Source organism: Streptomyces sp. NPDC101234 (assembly GCF_044767525.1).
Classification (GTDB): Bacteria; Actinomycetota; Actinomycetes; order Streptomycetales; family Streptomycetaceae; genus Streptomyces; species Streptomyces sasae.
In genome coordinates this window covers 242,318-258,808 of record NZ_JBIWOA010000007.1, presented here as the reverse complement: position 1 = coordinate 258,808, position 16,491 = coordinate 242,318, and the positions used below count along the sequence as shown (strand labels likewise).

At 71.0% G+C, this 16,491-nt stretch carries 9 protein-coding genes; 4 read left to right on the top strand and 5 right to left on the bottom strand.

Features of this window, described 5'->3' with window-relative positions; all coding sequences use genetic code 11:
* Window positions 1-143 precede the first annotated feature (143 nt).
* The 4 genes from ACIRR9_RS15625 to ACIRR9_RS15610 all read left to right on the top strand — a co-directional run bounded on the left by ACIRR9_RS15625 (window position 144) and on the right by ACIRR9_RS15610 (window position 7,111).
* Window positions 144-2,549, top strand: a complete 2,406-nt coding sequence (locus ACIRR9_RS15625) for a glycoside hydrolase family 2 protein (protein ID WP_403751490.1) — start codon at window positions 144-146, stop codon at window positions 2,547-2,549.
* Complete coding sequence (locus ACIRR9_RS15620) at window positions 2,546-3,556, top strand: LacI family DNA-binding transcriptional regulator (RefSeq protein ID WP_403751488.1); 1,011 nt, start codon at window positions 2,546-2,548, stop codon at window positions 3,554-3,556. The genes ACIRR9_RS15625 and ACIRR9_RS15620 overlap by 4 nt, the downstream gene beginning before the upstream one ends.
* 211 nt (window positions 3,557-3,767) lie before the next feature.
* On the top strand, window positions 3,768-4,985 hold the full coding sequence (locus ACIRR9_RS15615) for an acetyl-CoA C-acyltransferase (protein ID WP_359217136.1): 1,218 nt from the start codon (window positions 3,768-3,770) through the stop codon (window positions 4,983-4,985).
* A complete protein-coding gene (locus ACIRR9_RS15610) occupies window positions 4,982-7,111 on the top strand; it encodes a 3-hydroxyacyl-CoA dehydrogenase NAD-binding domain-containing protein (RefSeq protein ID WP_403751486.1) in 2,130 nt (709 codons plus the stop codon). Before ACIRR9_RS15615 ends, ACIRR9_RS15610 begins: the two co-directional genes overlap by 4 nt.
* Before the next feature lie 96 nt (window positions 7,112-7,207).
* Here ACIRR9_RS15610 and ACIRR9_RS15605 read toward each other — a convergent pair whose 3' ends face one another.
* The 5 genes from ACIRR9_RS15605 to ACIRR9_RS15585 all read right to left on the bottom strand — a co-directional run bounded on the left by ACIRR9_RS15605 (window position 7,208) and on the right by ACIRR9_RS15585 (window position 16,430).
* Window positions 7,208-8,596: a GDSL-type esterase/lipase family protein gene (locus ACIRR9_RS15605; protein WP_403751484.1), complete on the bottom strand. Its 1,389-nt coding sequence runs from the start codon at window positions 8,594-8,596 to the stop codon at window positions 7,208-7,210.
* A 39-nt stretch (window positions 8,597-8,635) separates the two neighbouring features.
* Complete coding sequence (locus ACIRR9_RS15600) at window positions 8,636-10,639, bottom strand: PIG-L family deacetylase (RefSeq protein ID WP_403751482.1); 2,004 nt, start codon at window positions 10,637-10,639, stop codon at window positions 8,636-8,638.
* Between the two features lie 108 nt (window positions 10,640-10,747).
* Window positions 10,748-13,618 (bottom strand): stealth conserved region 3 domain-containing protein, encoded by a 2,871-nt coding sequence (locus ACIRR9_RS15595; RefSeq protein ID WP_403751480.1) that lies wholly within the window; start codon window positions 13,616-13,618, stop codon window positions 10,748-10,750.
* Between the two features lie 8 nt (window positions 13,619-13,626).
* Window positions 13,627-14,580 (bottom strand): hypothetical protein, encoded by a 954-nt coding sequence (locus ACIRR9_RS15590; RefSeq protein ID WP_403751478.1) that lies wholly within the window; start codon window positions 14,578-14,580, stop codon window positions 13,627-13,629.
* Window positions 14,577-16,430 (bottom strand): stealth family protein, encoded by a 1,854-nt coding sequence (locus ACIRR9_RS15585; RefSeq protein WP_403751713.1) that lies wholly within the window; start codon window positions 16,428-16,430, stop codon window positions 14,577-14,579. Before ACIRR9_RS15585 ends, ACIRR9_RS15590 begins: the two co-directional genes overlap by 4 nt.
* Window positions 16,431-16,491: the final 61 nt, after the last annotated feature.

Below are 16,491 nucleotides of genomic sequence, written 5' to 3'. Positions count from 1 at the left end.
TCCGTTCGGGGGACGGACGAGCACGTGCGGGGTTGGCTGATTCGGCACTCTGACAGCGCTTTCCTCGACCGGTAAAGTCCCAATCCCGCCAAGGATGCGGAAGGTACACCCAGTGCTGGAGTAGACCGGTTTAGGGAGTGCGCATGCTGGAGGTCACGCCGTTCGGCGAGGGATGGGTCCTGGAGTACGAGGGGGGCGGACTGCCGGCTGCGGTGCCGGGGTGCGTGCACACCGATCTGCTCGCCGCGGGCGTGATCCCGGACCCCTTTCTCGGGCGGAACGAGACCCAGGTGGCCTGGGTCGGCCGGCGGGAGTGGACGTACACGGCCGAGCTGGACGCACGGTCCGGACAGGAGCGCACCGACCTCGTCTTCGAGGGGCTCGACACCGCCGCCGAGATCACCCTGGACGGCCGGCTCCTGGGCCGCACGCGGAACATGCACCGGTCCTACCGCTTCGACGTGACCGGGCTGCACGGGCGGCTCGCGGTGCGGTTCGCCTCCGCCTACACCGAGGCGGCCGCGGTGCGCGACCGGCTGGGCGAGCGGCCCGCCGCCTACGCCGAGCCGTACCAGTACATCCGCAAGATGGCCTGTTCCTTCGGCTGGGACTGGGGGCCGACCCTGGTGACGGCCGGCATCTGGCGGCCGGTGCGGCTGGAGCACTGGTCGACGGCCCGGATCGGCCGGGTGCGCCCGGTGGTGACCGTCCGACAGAGCCTGGGTGTGGTGGAGTTGGACATCGAGGTAGAGCGGACCCGGGGTGAGACGGAGCTCGATGTCGAGGTGCGGGTGGGCGGCCAGGTGGCGCGGACGCGCGTCGACGGGACGGGAGCGGTCGTACGGGTGGAGGTACCGGAGGTACGGCTGTGGTGGCCGCGCGGATACGGCGAACAGCCGCAGTACGACGTTGAGTTGACGCTGTTGCACAGGGACGGGGTGCTCGACTCCTGGCGGCGGCGGATCGGCTTCCGGACGGTGGAACTGGACCGGCGGGCGGATGAGCACGGCACCGGGTTCGCCTTCGTGGTGAACGGCGAGCGGCTGTTCGCGCGGGGCGTCAACTGGATCCCGGACGACGTGTTCCCGTCCCGGGTGACCCGGGAGCGGTACCGGGAGCGGCTCGGGCGGGCCGCCGACGCGGGCGTGGACCTCGTACGGGTCTGGGGCGGCGGGATCTACGAGAGCGAGGACTTCTACGACGCCTGCGACGAGTTCGGGCTGCTGGTGTGGCAGGACTTCCCGTTCGCGTGTGCGGCCTATCCGGAGGAGCAGCCGCTGCGGGGCGAGGTGGAGGCGGAGGCCCGGGAGAACGTCGTACGGCTGATGCCGCATCCGTCGCTGGCACTGTGGAACGGCAACAACGAGAACCTGTGGGGCTTCCGGGACTGGGGGTGGGAGGAGCGGCTGGCCGGGGAGTCCTGGGGCGAGGGGTACTACCTGGGGCTGTTGCCGCGGGTGGTGTCCGAGCTGGATCCGACGCGGCCGTACACGGCGGGCAGTCCGTGGTCCGGGTCGTGGGACCGGCATCCGAACGATCCTGCGCACGGCACGCACCACTCCTGGGAGGTGTGGAACCGGGCGGACTACGCGGAGTACCGCGCCGAAGTGCCGCGGTTCGTGGCCGAGTTCGGGTGGCAGGCGCCGTCCGCGTACGCCACGCTGCGGCGGGCGCTGCCGGGTGAGGCGCTCGCGGCGGACTCCCCCGGGATGCTGCACCACCAGAAGGCGGACGACGGGAACGGGAAACTGCGGCGCGGCCTGGAGCGGCATTTCGCCTTTCCCGAGGGGGACTTCGACCGTTGGCACTACCTCACGCAGGTCAACCAGGCGCGTGCCGTGGCCGCCGGGATCGAGCACTGGCGTTCACACTGGCCGGTGTGTGCGGGCACGGTGGTCTGGCAGCTCAACGACTGCTGGCCGGTGACCTCCTGGGCGGCCCTCGACGGGGACGGACGGGAGAAACCGCTCTGGCACGAGCTGCGGCGGCTGTACGCGGATCGGTTGCTGACGCTTCAAGTTCGGGAGCGGGGGCTGGTGTTGGCCGCCGTCAACCAGGCCGCACGGGGGTGGCACGGCGACCTGGCGATGCGCCGGATGACCGTGGACGGGGTGCTGGTCGGGAGGGCGACGGTGCCGCTGGCGGCGGGGGCGCGGGCGGTCGCGGTCGTCGACGTACCGCAGGGGCTGCGGCCCGAGGGACCGGCGGAGTTCCTGGTGGCCGACGCATGGGGGTCCCCCCGATCGAGCGAAGTCGAGAGCGGGGGAGAGCTGCGGGCCCTGTACTTCCCCGTGCCGGACCGGGAAATCCCCTACCCCAAGCCCGAGTTCGAGGTGACCGTCGCGCCGGGCGCGGTGACGGTGACGGCCCACACCCTCGTACGGGACCTGCTCCTCCAGGCCGACCGGCTGGCCCCGGCCGCGCGGGCCGACCGCGGGCTGGTCACGCTGCTTCCCGGGGAACGGGTCACGATCGGGGTGACCGGCTGGAAGACTCCCGACGTGGCCGCCGCCCGGGCCGCCCTGTACTGCGTGGAGCCCGCCCGATGACAGCACCCCGCGTCACCATCAAGGACGTCGCCGCGCGCGCGGGCGTGTCCAAGGGGGCCGTGTCGCTCGCCTTCAACCACAAGCCGGGGCTCGCGGAGGCGACCCGGGACCGGATCTTCGCGGCGGCCCGGGAGCTGGGCTGGGCGCCGGACACCACGGCACGCTCGCTGGCCGGGGCGCGGGTGGACGTGGTCGGCCTCGCGATCTGCCGGCCGGCGCGGATGCTCGGGCTCGAACCCTTCTACATGGAGTTCATCTCGGGGGTGGAGAGCGTGCTGACCGAGCACTCCTGCTCGCTGCTGCTCCGGCTGGTGCGGAGCGCGGAGGAGGAGGCTGGGCTGCTGGACTCCTGGTCGAAGGGGCGGCACATCGGCGGGGCGATCCTCGTCGACTTCCGGGCGGACGACCCCCGGGTGGCGGCGGCGCGGCGGCTGGGGCTGCCGGTGGTGGCCGTGGGGCATCCCTCGCTGACGGGCGGGCTGACGTCCGTGTGGACGGAGGACGGCGATGCCGTCAAGGAGGCTGTGCGGTATCTGGCGGCGCTGGGGCACCGGCGGATCGCCCGGGTGGGGGGCGCGGCCGAGCTGGGGCACACGGCGATGCGGGGCACCGCGTTCGCGGAGGCCGCGCTGGAGCTGGAGCTGGCGGGGGCGGCGCAGGTGACGACCGACTACTCGGGGGAGGCGGGGGCGCGGGCGACGCGGTCGCTGCTGGCCGCTACCGCGGGGGACCGGCCGACCGCGATCATGTACGACAACGACATCATGGCGGTGGCGGGGCTGGCGGTGGCCGCGGAGATGGGGTTGCGGGTGCCGGAGGACGTGTCGTTGCTGGCGTGGGACGACTCGCAGTTGTGCCGGCTGACGCATCCCACGTTGTCGGCGATGAGTCACGATGTGCACGGGTTCGGGGTGGATGTGGCTCGGACGTTGTTCGGGGAGCTGTGGTCACATCCGGTGGCTACTCCGGTACTGACGCCGAGAGGGTCCACTGCGCCGCCTCGGTAGAGCGCCGTAGGGGTCTGCGGGTCCGATGTGGCTGGTCGCGCAGTTCCCCGCGCCCCTCGCGGGGCGCTCACATCGACGGCGTTTCAAGTGTGACCTTCGCCGCTCCCGGCGTCGGGACTGGGCAGTCACGTTACTCATAAGTAGCATGGGCTCTGAGCGCGCGCTCAGCGCATGCAGCAGTGCCATCCCGCACCCTGGAGGAGAGCCAATCGTGCCTCGTACCGTCAGGGATGTCGTCTTCGTCGACGGCGTCCGTACCCCGTTCGGCAAGGCGGGCCCGAAGGGCATCTACCACGAGACCCGTGCCGACGACCTCGTCGTGAAGGCGATCCGGGAGCTGCTGCGCCGCAACCCCGGTCTGGACACCAAGAAGATCGACGAGGTCGCCATCGCCGCGACCACGCAGATCGGTGACCAGGGTCTGACCATCGGCCGTACGGCGGGGATCCTCGCGGGTCTGCCGCAGTCCGTGCCGGGCTACTCCATCGACCGGATGTGCGCGGGCGCCCTGACCGCCGTCACCACGGTCGCCGGTTCCGTCGCGTTCGGCGCGTACGACGTCGCCATCGCCGGCGGTGTCGAGCACATGGGCCGTCACCCGATGGGCGAGGGCGTGGACCCGAACCCGCGGTTCGTCAGCGAGAAGCTGGTCGACGAGTCGGCGCTGTTCATGGGCATGACCGCGGAGAACCTGCACGACCGCTACCCGACGATCACCAAGCAGCGCGCGGACGAGTACGCGGTCCGCTCCCAGGAGAAGGCCGCCAAGGCGTACGCCAACGGCAAGATCCAGGCCGACCTGGTACCGATCTCGGTGCGCCGGACCAACCCGGAGGGCGGCGAGACCGGTTGGGGTCTCGTGACCGCCGACGAGCCGATGCGGCCGGGGACCACCCTGGAGAACCTGTCGGGTCTGAAGACGCCGTTCCGTGTGCACGGGCGGGTCACCGCCGGTAACGCGGCCGGTCTGAACGACGGTGCGACCGCCTCGCTGATCGCCTCCGAGGACTTCGCCCGCGAGAACAACCTGCCGGTGAAGATGCGACTCGTGGCGTACTCCTTCGCGGGTGTGGAGCCGGAGGTCATGGGCTACGGCCCGATCCCGGCCACGGAGAAGGCGCTCGCCCAGGCGGGGCTCAGCATCTCCGACATCGGTCTCTTCGAGATCAACGAGGCCTTCGCCGTGCAGGTGCTGGCCTTCCTGGAGCACTACGGCATCGCGGACGACGACGAGCGCGTCAACCAGTACGGCGGCGCGATCGCCTTCGGTCACCCGCTGGCCTCCTCGGGTGTGCGTCTGATGACGCAGCTGGCCCGTCAGTTCGAGGAGCAGCCGAACGTCCGCTACGGCCTGACCACCATGTGCGTCGGCTTCGGCATGGGCGCGACGGTCATCTGGGAGAACCCGCACTTCGAGGGGGACAAGTGAGCACCACCACCGAGCTTCTGAAGCAGGCCTCGGACCTGTTCCCCGACGAGGTCGTCACCAGCGCCCACGTACGCCACTTCGACCTGCCCTTCGGGGCCGGCCGTTTCGCGCTGATCACCCTCGACAACGGGCTCGACCACACCAAGCCGACCACCTTCGGCCCGGCCTCGCTGGCGAACCTCGACACCGCCATCGACCAGGTCGAGAAGGAGGCCGCCGACGGCACGATCGTCGGTATCGGCATCACCGGCAAGCCGTTCATCTTCGCGGTCGGCGCCGACCTCAAGGGTGTCGAGCTCCTCAAGGAGCACGAGCACGCGCTCGCCATCGGCAAGGGCGGCCACGAGGTCTTCAAGCGGCTGTCGGGCCTCGCGGTGCCGACCTTCGCGTACTACAACGGTGCCGCCATGGGCGGTGGCGTCGAGGTCGGTCTGCACTGCAAGTACCGCACCGTCTCGAAGGCCATCCCGGCGTTCTCGCTGCCCGAGGTCTTCCTCGGCCTGGTTCCCGGCTGGGGCGGTTGCGCGCTCCTCCCGAACCTGATCGGCGCCGACAAGGCCGTCTCGGTGATCATCGAGAACAGCCTCAACCAGAACAAGCAGCTCAAGGGTCAGCAGGTCTTCGACCTCGGCATCGCCGACGCCCTCTTCGAGGGCGCCGACTTCCTGGAGCAGTCGCTGATCTGGACCGCCCACGTGCTGAAGGGCGACATCGCGGTCGAGCGCCCGGTGATCGACCGCGGCGAGGCCTGGGACCAGGCCGTCGCGCGCGGCCGGTTCATCGCCGACTCCAAGGTGCACGGCGCCGCCCCGGCCGCCTACCGCGCCCTGGACATCATCGCCGCCGCCAAGAACGGCGACCTGCAGCAGGGTTACGACGCCGAGGACCTGGCGCTCGCCGACCTGATCATGGGCGGCGAACTGCGCGCCGGCATCTACGCGTTCAACCTGGTGCAGAAGCGCGGCAAGCGGCCCGCCGGTGCCCCGGACAAGAACCTGGCGCGCCCGGTCACCAAGGTCGGTGTCGTCGGCGCCGGTCTGATGGCCTCCCAGCTCGCGCTGCTCTTCCTGCGCCGCCTGGAGGTGCCGGTCGTGCTGACCGACATCGACCAGGAGCGCGTCGACAAGGGTGTGGGCTACGTCCACGCCGAGATCGAGAAGCTGCTCGGCAAGGGCCGTATCAACCAGGACAAGGCCAACCGCCTGAAGGCCCTGGTCACCGGTGTGCTGGACAAGGCCGAGGGCTTCTCCGACGCGGACTTCATCATCGAGGCCGTGTTCGAGGAGATCGGCGTCAAGCAGACGGTCTTCGCCGAGGTCGAGGCGGTCGCCCCGGCGCACGCGATCCTCGCCACCAACACCTCCTCGCTGTCGGTGACGGAGATGGCGTCGAAGCTCAAGAACCCCGAGCGGGTCGTGGGCTTCCACTTCTTCAACCCGGTCGCGATCCTCCCCCTCCTGGAGATCGTGCGCGGCGAGCAGACCGACGACGCGTCGCTCGCCACCGCGTTCGCCGTCGCCAAGAAGCTGAAGAAGACCGCGGTTCTGGTGAAGGACGCCCCGGCGTTCGTCGTGAACCGCATCCTCACCCGCTTCATGGGCGAGATCCAGAACGTCATCGACGAGGGCACGCCCGTCGAGGTCGCCGAGAAGGCGGTCGAGCCGCTGGGCCTGCCGATGTCGCCGCTGGTGCTGCTGGAGCTGGTCGGTCCGGCCATCGGCCTGCATGTCTCGGAGACCCTCAACCGGGCCTTCCCGGACCGCTTCACGGTCTCCCCGAACCTCGCGGCCGTCGTCAAGGCGGGCAAGCGCGGCTTCTACGTGTACGACAGCGGGAAGCCGGAGCTGGACCCCGAGGTCGCCGCGCTGCTCAAGCAGGGTGACGTGGTCCTCTCCGAGGAGCAGGTCCGGGACCGCGTCCTGGACGCCGTCGCCCAGGAGATCGGGCTCATGCTCGACGAGGGTGTCGTCGCCGAGGCGCAGGACATCGACCTCTGCCTGATCACGGGCGCCGGCTGGCCCTTCCACCTGGGCGGTATCACTCCGTACCTGGACCGCGAGGGTGTCTCGGAGCGCGTGAACGGCAAGAAGTTCCTGGCGCCGGGTGTGGCGAGCGTCCCGGCGTAACACCCGGACCGCGCCGCTCGTACGACCGTTCCGCCCCTGTCGCCCTTCGTGGTGGCAGGGGCGGACGCATACCGTGGAAGCCGATCCGCCGTCAGGTCACCACGCCGGCATCGCCGGGTAGTGCTCGCACGCGCCGGAGCAGGGCTCGCGGGACGACAGCGAGGTGTGCAGCCAGTTGTCCTCGGGGATGCCGTGGACGCGCAGCGTCAGCGGGACGGACGGCGAGTGGATGGCGCTGAACACGGCCACGAACTCGACCGTGTAGGTGCCCGGCCGCCAGTCGTGGGCATGGGTGACCCGCCAGCTGCCGTCCTCCTGGACGGGGGCCTCGGCGATGAGCCTGCCCTGCTCCAGGACCATGATCTTCGTCGCGCCTCGGGGCGCCTTGCCGGAGAAACGGGGGCGCGGACCGCACCAGGCGTTCGGCCGCGGGCCGATGACCTGGGGCGGGTCCAGACGGTCGAGGACGTGGAAGTCCACCGCGGAGGTCCGCGAGACGTTGTTGCCCGCGACCCCGAGCACCTCGACGGTGTGCGGTCCTGCGGGCCAGTTGACGACCCGGCGCCACCGCCATGTCCCCGAGGCGGAGACGGACGTGCCACCGAGGTAGCGGCCCTGTTCGTAGAAGAGGACGTAGTCGGTGCCGGCCGGGGCCTTGCCGGTCAGCTTCCGTGCGGCACCGATGAGTTCACCGGGTGTGGGCGAGGAGAAGACCGGTGCGTCCGGCAGGCTCGGCGCCATGGTGAGGGCCAGTTCGGGACGGTTCACCTTGAACTCGGCGAGCACCGGGGGAATCGTGCCGGGAGCGAGCCGCTGCGGGTCGACCATGTCGCCCGGCAGGGCCGGGGTGTCGAGGATGCCCACGGCCAGCCGCCGGGCCACCTCGCGCGCTCCTGCCTCGTTGTGGTGGCTGGCGTCGATGATGCCGTCGGGGTGGTTCGGGTGCTCGCCCGGGTCCAGCCACCGGTAGAGCCGGCGGGCTCGCGTGGGCCCGAGTTCCGCGAGCATCGTGGTCGTGAACGCGGTCATGTCGATCAGCGGCGCGCCCGTCTCGGCGGCGGCCTCGCGGGTGAGTTCGGGGTATCCGTCATGGGTGTCCCGGACGTTCCCGGCCTCGTCGAAGGCGCAGCGGGCCACCGGGGTGAGCAGCACGGGTACGGCCCCCTCCCCCTGGACGGCCTCCACGTACAGGCGCAGGTACTCCTTGTACTCGCGAGGCCCGTGGTACCGGTTGAGCTGGTTGATGCGCTGCTCGACGGCCCCGAAGGCCATGAACACCAGATCGCCGGGGTTGAGGACGCTGAGGAGCGTGGCGAGGCGCTCGGTGAAGTAGCCACGCAGCGTCATGGCGTCACGGGCGTAGTTGCGGACCTCGTAGCCCTCGCCCAGGAACTCGCCGAGGTACTGGCCCCAGCCGGCGAGCGGTGCCTCCTCCTCGGTCCGCGAGGCGGCCACCGAGTTCCCGATGATGCAGATCTTCCTCATGTCTTCCTCACATCCTCACCCGGCCGGTGTCGGCGCCGGTCACACCACCGTCAGGGGCCCGAAGCCGTCAAAGACGTACGGCGTCTTCTGCCGCATCACCCGCAGCCGGGAGTCCGTGCCCAGCACCGCCACCACGACCCGTCCCGCCTGGTCCAGCGCGAGGGCGGGCGGACGGGCGATCAGCACGTCGTGGTCGGTCCACTCCGGCACCTCCGCTCGGCCCTGCGTGGCGATGACCGCGGTGCTGAGCCGGTTGCCGGCGTTCCGGCGGGCGAGGACCACGCAGTCCTGCCGGTCGGTCAGCTGCCGCAGGGCCGCGATCCTGCCGGTCCCGCCATGACCGCCGAGCCGTTCGACGCGCTCGTTCCACCGGCCGTCGGGCCGCTGCCGGACGCAGACCACCTCACCGGAGTCCTCCTCGCGGTAGAAGACCGCCATCCGCGAGCGTCCGATCTGCAGGGGCGTGAGACCGCCCACGGGGCGCCAGGCGTCCGGGTCGGCCGACGTCACACCGTCCTGCAGCTTGTACGGGCCGTACACGTCCTCCTGGTACCAGTGCACGCCGTTGACACGGTTCGCGGCGAACATCTGGATCCTGCCGGTGGACTTCAGCACCGCGGTCAGGCAGTCCTGCATCCCGCGGCCTCCCAGGTCCTCCCAGGCGGCCCAGCCCTCGCCGGTCTCACGGCGGGCGCTGACACCGGATCCGAAGTTGCGCATGAACACGTGCAGCCTTCCCGAGGGGTCGACGACGGCCTCGGGAACACCCACCTCCCGGCAGCGCCGCCAGTCCTTCGAGCGCTCGTTGGGGTTGCCGACGCTCTCCCAGGGCACCGTCGACCGGGTGTGGGCCTGCCGCCACATCCGTACGACGTCCACGTCCACCTGACCACCCTGCCCCGGTGTGCGGCGCAGACCGACGAGGTGTACCCCGCCCTCGCGGTCCGGGGCCACGGACAGCGCCGGGGTCAGGCCCGCACCGGGCAGCAGGGCCGGCCGGCCCCAGCTGTCGCTGCCCGGCGCGCTCTCGGTCCAGACCGCGACCCGGCCGCCGAGCACTGCGTAGGCGGCGAGCCGGCCGTCGGCCTGCAGGTGGAGCCAGTCGGTGCCGCCCTCGTACCGGGCCCGGGTGCTCCAGCCGTAACGGCGGATGTCGGACCCGTCGCCGAGCTGCCGGTCACCGCAGTGGCGGTGCCGGCAGTCGTGTCCGTCGGCGGAGGTGTACACCTCGATCACGCGCTTCTTCTCGGCCCAGGCCTGCTCGGTGAGGTTGCTGGGCCAGAGCTTGTTGCCGTAGCCGACGCAGTGGTCCACGAGCGGGGGCACACCGCCCTCCGCGATGTACTGCTCCAGGGCGGCCAGCGCGAACTGCGTCGTCGCGGTGTGGTCCTGGTGGTCGCTGGACGTCGCCCCTCGCTCGTCGTCCCAGGCGGTGTGCCAGGGGTCCGGGTCCATGGTCCAGAAATGGTCGGGCCGCGTGTGGTGGAGCAGCTCGGCCAGGGAACGGAGCAGCCCGTCCCGCGTGACCTCCTGCAGCTCGCGCAGCGGGGACTCCGCGGCGTTCAGGGTGAGCTGGGCGGCGGCCTGCCCGGTCCAGAGCGTGGCCAGCCGGGCGGGTGGCACGTCGGCCGCGAACCCGTGCCGGGTGTCGACCATGCGCAGCCCGAAGAAGAACAGCTGGACCCGGGGCGCGGCCAGCAGGGTCGAGCGCTCCACCGTCACCCCGGTCGAGAACGAGACGACGTCACGTGCCCACTCGCTCTCCCGACTGCCCGTCACCATGGTCGCGTACGCCGCGCGCAGCCCCTGCTGACGTGCCTCCGAGTAGCCCTCGTAGTCCGGCGGACTGTCCAGGCGGTGGGGGTCGCGGGTGTCGATGTTGCGCCCGTCGGCCTCCGCGGCCGTCAGGTACACGCTGGTGACCCGATGACCCGCCTCAAGGGCCCGCTGCAGGTCGGGGTTGATGAAGTAGAGGTCGTCGTCCGGGTGCGCCAGGATCTGGACCAGCGATGCGTGCGGCATGGTTCCGTCAGCGGACTGCATGGCGGTTTCCCTTCGGCTTCGGGCGGGACGGGCGACGGCGCGGTGCCGGGACGGCGGACATCGGCGCGGATGTCGGAGCGGATGCCGGCGTGGATGTGGGAGCGGACATCACAGCGGCCAGTCCGGCAGCCGGCCCGCGTGGGCGCGCTGGTTGCGCTGCGATCCGGTCTCGAACTGGCTCGGCACCGGGAAGTAGCTCGGCAGGAAGGCCGCGAGGACCGCGTCCTGCTCGTCCTCGGGCACATCGCCGTCGTGGTAGTCGTTCAGGCAGAAGACGTCGTGCGGGCGTGCCGTCAGCAGCCGGTTCAGCCTGGGTTTGTGCTCGCTGAGCCCCACGTTGACGAAACCGCACGAGATGCTCCCCGGCACGCTGCGCAGCGTGTGGAAGCCGAAGTAGTGGTGCAGCGAGGAGGCGACCGACACGTCGTTGTGGCTGCGCAGCCGGTTGGCCGCGGTGGTCGCCACCGCCTGGTGGTAGTGCTCCTCGATGTCCGCCAGGACGCTGCGCCGCAGCGGATGCGGGGCGTGCAGGAACGAGTGCACCAGCGTCTGCCCGAAGGACTGCTCAATCAGGGCGCGGTTGTTCTTCGCGGCGCTGATGTTGAACTCGTCCTCGTACGAGGACGGGGCCATCGGGACGGAGGTGGGCGACATGAAGTGCTTGGCCTGCCCGTTGCCGAGGAAGAAGGTGCCCGGCTGGAGGGTCCGTCCGACGAACACGTCGTCGTTGAAGTAGAGGAAGTGCTCGGCCAGTCCGTCGATGTGGTGCAGCTGGCTCTCGATGGCATGGGAGTTGTACGTCGGAAGCGCGCCGTTCGCGCCGAAGATCTCGGTGTGGTCCACGACGCGTACGCGCGGGTGGGAGAGGTCCAGCCAGTGCGGGACCTGCTGGTCGGTGACGAGGTAGATGTTCCGGATCCAGGGGGCGTACATGTCGATGGAGCGCAGGGAGTACCGCAGTTCGTCGCGGTCCCGGAAGCGGGCCGCGCTCGTCGCCGCGTCCTCGGTCTCCATGCCCATGGCGGCCAGCACCGCGTTCTTCCGTTCCAGCCACGAGACGTCGGCGCCGTCGACCCAGGTGTAGACGGCGTCCACGGGGAAGTCGACGTCTCCGTGGAGCACCTGCCCGAAGGCGGGGATGGTCGGGTAGGAGCGGCCCCCCACGGTCAGGGTGGAGCGGCGCATGGCGCTGTTGGGTACCCGGTCGCCGATCAGGGTGCGGGCAGGTGCCTTGATGTGGGACTCGTCCTCGGGGTCGTTGTCCCAGAAGGAGACGGTGCAGCCGTAGACCGCGCCGAGGCGCAGGATGCGGGAGTGCGAGACGACGTTCTGGTAGATCCGGACACCCGAGGAGGGGGTGTCGGCGTACGGCAGGACAAGTCCGGCGAGGACCGTGGCCACCGTGCTCTGTCCCTCGTTGAGTACGGCGGCGTACACGGCCTCCGTGGCATACCGCTCGGCGAGGGCCTTGAAGACCGCCTCGCGGTGCACGGTGTGCACCGCGACCGTGTGCCGCACGAGGTGGTCGCGCGTCACGAGGTAGGGGATGCCGGCGCCTTCGAGCGCGTCGGCGACCAGGGCGAGGTTCTGCTGCACGACGTCCCAGGGCGACTCCCAGTCCAGCAGGCGGCACAGCTGGCCGCCGTCGCTGACCAGGCCGCGCCGTTTGAGGAGGCGCTGTTCCAGGGCCCGTTGGTCGGAGGTGCGCACGGTGGTGGCCGGGGCGGGGGTCGCGGCGGGCACGATGCCGTCGGCGCCGCTGTAGTAGGCGAGCACGGCCTGGCGTTCGGCCTTGGTCACGGCACGGCGGCCGCTGTCGCGTTCGGCGACGAGTTCGTGGAAGATCCGCTCCCAGTGCGCGGTCACCACGGCGGGCGAGAAGCGGTTGACGGAGGCGAGGGCCGCGGTGCCCATGCGCTGGCGCAGTTCGACGTCCTCGATGAGGTGCAGCAGGGCCGAGGCGAGGGCGTCGGTGTCGCCGGGCGGGACGAGGATGCCGGTGTGCCCGTCGATGACGACTTCACGGGGGCCGTTGGGAGAGTCGTACGACACCACCGGAACGCCGGCCGCGTGGGCCTCGGCGAGGACCAGGCCGAACGCCTCGTTGCGTGAGGTGAGGGTGGCGATGCTGGCCTTGGCCCACTCCTCCGCGAGGTGCTTGGAGTTGCCGTTGAGCTGGATGCAGTCGTGCAGTCCGAGCATGTCGATCTGCCGGCGCAGGGCGCCGCTGAGCGGGCCGTCGCCGAAGATGCGCAGCTGCCAGTCCGGGCGGTGCCGGGCGACCGTCGCCCAGGCCGTGACGGCGTGGTCGATCTGCTTCTCCGCCACCAGCCGGCCGGCGATCACGACGGTGCGGGTCTGCAGGGTGGAGCGCGGCCGGAAGCCGCTGGGCAGGGCGTTGGGCACCACTTCCAGGCGGGGCGCGGCGTCGCGCAGGGTCTCGGCGAACCAGTCCCGGGTGCGCTCGCTGAGCACGGCCAGCGCGTCCAGCCGGGCGGCGAAGCGGCGCAGCGGTTCACCGCTGGTGCCGCGCAGTTCGGAGACCCGGTGTTCCTGGTGCACGGTGATGACGTGGGCCGGTGCGAGCTGCACGGCGAGGGCCATCAGTGCCGGGGTGGTGGTGACCAGGACGTCGGTGTCGGTGTCCTGGAGGGCGAGTTCGAGTTCGAGGTCGGCGAGCCGGTTGAAGGCCGACTCCCAGGACCGGTCGACGATCTGGCTGGGCTGCGCGGCGAGCCCGGCCCACACCGAGTCGGCCACGGTGGTGGAGCGCACCGGGCGGGGGGTGCGGGCGGTGGCGTCGACGAGATAGTCGACGCGGACCCGTTCGTCGGGGGTGAAGAACTGGTCGCGCTTGCTCCGGAAGACGCTGAGGACCCGGACGTCGTGCCGCGTGGCGAGTTCGGACGCCTGGTTGAACACCGCGCGTTCGGTGCCGCCCACGGCGTCCGCCGTGGTCAGCAGGAAGGTGATCTTCATCTGTCGGTTCAGCCTGCCTCGGGCATGCGCGTGCAGGTGACCCGGAGATTTCCTGCGGGGGTGTAGCGCGGTTGGACGATCATGGGCGGGTGGCCCTGGGGGGTGATGGCGAGGCTGCGCATGGCGAAGACGCGCAGCGGGTTGCGTACGTCGTGGAGGCGACGGCCCAGGCGCATGGAGCGGCCGGCGCGGTCGTGGAGTTCGATGTCCCAGTGTTCGGGGCGGGCGCCGCGCGGCGGCATCTGCGCCAGCGGGACCTCCACCCGGAAGGTGTCAGGGCCGAGCGCCGTGACCGGCTGCTCGATACGACGTCCGGAGGCGACGAACTCGGCCCAGGGCTCCTCGACCCGGGTGCCGAGCACCCGGAAGTCGACGGTGACGCCGGCATGGGTCAGATGCACCTTGGCCACCTCGACGGCCGCCCGGGCGCCGCTGCTGACGACCCGGGCGCTGCCCCGCACGGAACGGCCGAGCCGGTGGCGTTCGCCGGTCACCGGGGACGCCGCCATGGGCTTGGTCGGGCCCTCGTACGGCACCGGCGGCTGGAGCAGCAGCAGGGACAGCGAGCGCTTGCGGCGCCCGGTGTACAGGCGCAGGCGCAGCCGCCAGCGACCGGCGGTGACGGGCACTCCGCCGACCTCGGCGCCCAGCAGGACGGCCGCGTCGACCAGGCCCTGGCCGGCCGGGCCCTCGTAGACGCGGGCGTCGGTGGTGTGGCGGCGCCGGCCGCGGCGCAGCACGATCTCGGCCCGGTCGGGCAGCCGGGTGGACGGCGGGAGTTCGGCGTGCAGGTTCACCGTCTGGCCGTCGAGGATGGCGGCGTAGTGCAGCAGCGCCGTGCGCCGGCGGCGCAGCGGGATGAAGACGCCGAGCATGAGCCGGTTGCGCAGGGCGGCGACGCGGGCGCGCGGGCGGACGGTCCCGCCTGCCTTTGCGGCGGGACTCTTCGGAGAAGCGGTCATGAGCCGACGGGCCCCAGCTGGGCGGTGCGCGCCGGGGTGCGCGGTGCGGTGATGCCGGACGCGGTCTCGAACGGGCTGTGGACCGGGAAATAGGCGTCCAGAAACGTTTCGACCATGCGGTTCTGAGCCTCGGGGTCGGCCGCTGTGACGGTGTCGTTCATGCAGAAGGTGTCGAAGTTGCGGCGCGCGAGCAGGTTGTTGAGCCGGCGCTCGGCGAGGTCGTCGGCGAGGTCGACGTAGACGTACCGGATCTCGCCGACCGTGGCCCGCGCGGACTGGTAGGCGTAGTAGTGGTGCAGCGAGGAGGCGATCGGTACGTCGTTCGGCGAGCGGAAGCGGGAGTGCTGGGTGACCCGGTGAGCCTTGGCGTAGACGTGCTCGATCTCGGCCAGCACGCTGCGGCGCAGGGCGTGCGGGGTGTGCTTCATCTTCTGCGAGATGACGGTGCCGAACTGCTGGGCGATCAGCCCTCGGCTGTTCTTGCCCGCCGCGTTGACGGGCAGGTCCTCGGTGCTCGCCCGGCCGGACGGGATGAGCGCCTTGGACTGGAAGAACTTGGTCAGGCCATTGGGATGGAAGAAGTGGCCGGGCTGGACCGGGCGGCCGAAGAACACGTCGTCGTTGAGGTAGAGGAAGTGTTCCGAGAGGTCCGGGATGTGGTGCAACTGACTCTCGATGGCGTGCGAGTTGAAGGTGGGCAGCGCATAGGGGTCGGAGAAGATCTCCCGGTGGTCCACCACCCGGATTCCGGGGAACTCGGTGTTCAGCCAGGCGGGCACCTGGCCGGCGGTGACCAGGAAGATGTTGCGCACCCAAGGGGCGTACTGGTGGATGGAGCGCAGCGAGTACCGCAGCTCGTCGCGGCTGGTGAACCGGGAGTCGTTGGCGGCCTGCTCGTGCAGCTGGCCGGCGGGGCTGCCGTCGAGCTCGCGCCGGAAGGCGTCCCGGCCCGCGCGCCACACCGGGTCGGAGTCGTCGACCCAGGTGTAGACGACGTCGATCGGGAAGAGGTGGTCGTCGGGGAGCGCGGCCGCGAACTCGGGCAGGGTGCGGGCATGGCCGGTGACATAGACGGCCGGCACCGGGCTGAAGCGCTTCTGCTCGGTCCAGCAGCGGCCGGCGTCCACCGGGACCTCGGTCACCACGCGGTTGGGCCGGGGCGCGACGAACTGTCCGTCCCGCTCCTCCCAGAACTCGATGTCGCAGCCGGACTCCCGGCCGAAGACCAGGTTCCCGGTCGGGTCGCAGACGTGCCAGGCGATACGCAGCACCCGCTGGTCGCGCAGCCCCCGCCAGCTCCCCGGGAGCTCGCCGGGCCGCGACTGGCCGGGCGCGACGGTGCCGATGTAGCCGGCCCGGTCCTCACAGGCCAGCCGCAGGACGGCCTCCAGCTCCGGGCGCCGGGCGGCCGGTACGGCGATGCCGGGCACGGCGGCCGAGGTGCCGCGGACGCAGAAGTAGTCGATCCCGGCTTCTTCCAGGACCGCGACGAGCAGGTGGAGGTTACGGGCGCGGGCGGCCCAGGCGGTGGCTCCGGGCACCTCGAAGGCGCGGACGTGCTTACCGCCGATGCGGACGACCCGCATCCGGCCTTCGGTGGAGTTCCGGGCGGCCTTGCGACTGCCGCCCAGCGCCCGGACCACCATCGCGGAACGCACCGCGTCGGCGGAGGCCAGAGAGCGCTTCAACGACTTGCGCAGGGGGTTCGGTACCCGCTTGACGATGCTGCGGCGGGCTCCCACCGGCACCACGGATCGATATGTCGACACGAACGTGCTCGCCTCGGGATTATTGAGGCTCACCTGTTTCCCCCTGTGTGACTGTCGACATACCGGCCAGCAGACCCTCATGTTCACCGAAGTCACATGTTTGACTTACCCGGGTCTTACTGAACCTTCAGAATGTTTACAT

Excerpts from the sequence above, each read along its gene's own strand:
- ACIRR9_RS15585 (WP_403751713.1), bottom strand. The coding sequence starts at position 16,430 with ATGAGGGTCTGCTGGCCGGTATGTCGACAGTCACACAGGGGGAAACAG.
- ACIRR9_RS15620 (WP_403751488.1), top strand. The coding sequence starts at position 2,546 with ATGACAGCACCCCGCGTCACCATCAAGGACGTCGCCGCGCGCGCGGGC.
- ACIRR9_RS15600 (WP_403751482.1), bottom strand. The coding sequence starts at position 10,639 with ATGCAGTCCGCTGACGGAACCATGCCGCACGCATCGCTGGTCCAGATC.
- ACIRR9_RS15605 (WP_403751484.1), bottom strand. The coding sequence starts at position 8,596 with ATGAGGAAGATCTGCATCATCGGGAACTCGGTGGCCGCCTCGCGGACC.
- ACIRR9_RS15595 (WP_403751480.1), bottom strand. The coding sequence starts at position 13,618 with ATGAAGATCACCTTCCTGCTGACCACGGCGGACGCCGTGGGCGGCACC.
- ACIRR9_RS15625 (WP_403751490.1), top strand. The coding sequence starts at position 144 with ATGCTGGAGGTCACGCCGTTCGGCGAGGGATGGGTCCTGGAGTACGAG.
- ACIRR9_RS15590 (WP_403751478.1), bottom strand. The coding sequence starts at position 14,580 with ATGACCGCTTCTCCGAAGAGTCCCGCCGCAAAGGCAGGCGGGACCGTC.